The following is a 2,389-nucleotide window of genomic DNA, read 5'->3' as shown; positions in this document are numbered from 1 at the left end:
AGCCATTAACTGGTGCAACTGCTGAAAAGCATGATGCTTTTTTTGAAACTATTGGAGGGGGAATGGCTATTGAAAAATTTGGAGGAGATCAATTAGTACAACAAGAACCAGATGCTTCAAGTTTTCCAAACGGAGGTATTAGAAATACTTTTGAGGCTCGTGGATATACTGCTTGGGATCCTACGTCTCCAGCATTTATTTTTAGAACTACCTTATGTATTCCAACTATTTTTGTTGCATACACAGGTGAGGCTTTAGATAATAAAACACCATTGTTAAGAGCTTTAACTGCTATAGATGATGCTTCAACAGCGGTTTGTAAATATTTTGATAAAAATGTAAAAAAAGTAACTTCATCACTTGGGTGGGAACAAGAATACTTTTTAATAGATAAATCATTGGCAAATAGCCGCCCAGATATTCTTTTAACAGGAAGGACTTTATTAGGTCATTCTCCTGCGAAAGGGCAACAATTAGACGATCATTACTTTGGTTCTATACCAACTAGAGCGTTAAATTATATGCGTGAGTTAGAAGTAGAATGTATGTTATTAGGTATACCAGTTAAAACACGTCATAATGAGGTAGCTCCAAATCAGTTTGAATTAGCTCCTATTTATGAAGAAGCTAACTTAGCTGTAGATCATAACTCCTTATTAATGGATGTTATGGGAAGAGTAGCTTCTCGTCACGATCTTGTATTATTGCTTCATGAAAAGCCTTTTGCCGGTGTAAATGGCTCTGGGAAGCATAATAACTGGTCGCTTTCAACCGATTCGGGCATTAATTTATTAAGCCCAGGTAAAACTCCAATGAGTAATCTTCAATTTTTAACGTTTTTTATCAATACAATTAAGGCGGTACATGATTATGAAGAATTATTAAGAGCATCAGTTGCATCAGCAAATAATGATCACAGATTGGGAGCTAATGAAGCACCACCAGCAATTATTTCGGTATTTATAGGACAACAATTAACTAAAGTATTAGAAGAATTAGAAGGGGTAACTAAAGGTAAACTTTCACCTGAAGAAAAAACAGACCTTAAATTAAATGTAGTAGGTAAAATTCCAGATTTATTGTTAGATAATACTGACAGAAATAGAACATCACCTTTTGCGTTTACAGGAAACAAATTTGAATTTAGAGCTGTTGGTTCATTTGCGAACTGTGCAAACCCAATGACAGTGTTGAATACGATAGTTGCAAAACAGTTAAAAGATTTTAAAATTGAAGTAGATGCTTTAATTGAAAAAAATGATTTAAAGAAAGATGAAGCCATTTTTAATATTTTAAGAGAATACATAAAAGCATCAAGAAATATTTTGTTTGAAGGAAATGGTTATGGAGATGCTTGGGAAAAAGAAGCTAAAAAAAGAGGTTTAAGTAATAATAAAACTACGCCTGAAGCATTAAAAGAAAGAGTTTCTAAAAAGACGATTGCCTTATTTAAAGAGATGAATGTAATGAGTGAAGTTGAAGTTGAAGCTCGTTATGAAATTGAAGTGGAAGAATATACCAAACGAATACAAATAGAATCTCGTGTATTAGGTGATATTGCTGGTAACCATATAGTACCAACTGCAGTTCGTTATCAAAATTTGTTAATTAAAAATGTTACAGGTTTGAAAGAGATTTTTGAAAATGATTTTGACAAGCATGCATCAGAGCAAATTAAATTAATTAAATTAATTTCTGAACATATTGAAGGAATTCACTCAAAAATTGATAAAATGATTAATGCTCGTAAAAAAGCTAATAAATTAGAAAACGTAGAAGCTATGGCTGAAGCATACTGTTTTAAAGTAAAACCATTTTTTGAAGAAATAAGGTATCATTGCGATAAATTAGAGCTGATGATTGATGATGAATTATGGCCATTAACAAAATATAGAGAGTTGTTATTTACAAGATAATTTAAAAAAAAAATAATATTTAAACAAAAAAACTCGCATTTAGCGGGTTTTTTTGTTTAAATATGTGTTAAATAATTAAAATTTTACGATTTATTTTGCTGGTAAACAGTTAGTTGTGTAACTATAGTAACATAAAAAACATACGTTTATTTCCAATTATTAATAAAAACTTGCATTTGGCAAATTAAGAGAAAAAATACTTTTTAAAAGACAAATTAGTATTTATCTTAGATGTGAAATTATAAATGTATACGTTAATAATTTCAGGATTGTCATAATTGAAATAACCTCACTGTTTAAACCTCAAAAAATTGTTTTTATCCCCAGTATGTATGTTTATAGAGCTTTTTTAAGTTGCTTATTATATATGTTATATAATAACTTTCTTAAAGTTAAGTTTCATCCTCCTATAAATTTATATGAAATATTATTTTAATTATACTGGCTTGCTGGGGGAATTGACTCACGCATTG

The 2,389-nt window shown here is 30.3% G+C and carries 1 protein-coding gene; it reads left to right on the top strand.

Annotated features, from left to right (window positions below; all coding sequences use genetic code 11):
* Positions 1-1,916, top strand: a 1,916-nt coding sequence (locus Q0352_RS02885) for a glutamine synthetase III (RefSeq protein ID WP_299523324.1), incomplete at its 5' end; no start/stop codon positions are given.
* Positions 1,917-2,389 lie beyond the last annotated feature (473 nt).

It is taken from the genome of uncultured Lutibacter sp. (genome assembly GCF_937891065.1).
Lineage (GTDB): Bacteria > Bacteroidota > Bacteroidia > Flavobacteriales > Flavobacteriaceae > Lutibacter.
Note: the sequence above shows the minus strand (reverse complement) of the source record. Positions and strands in the feature narration are given on the sequence as shown.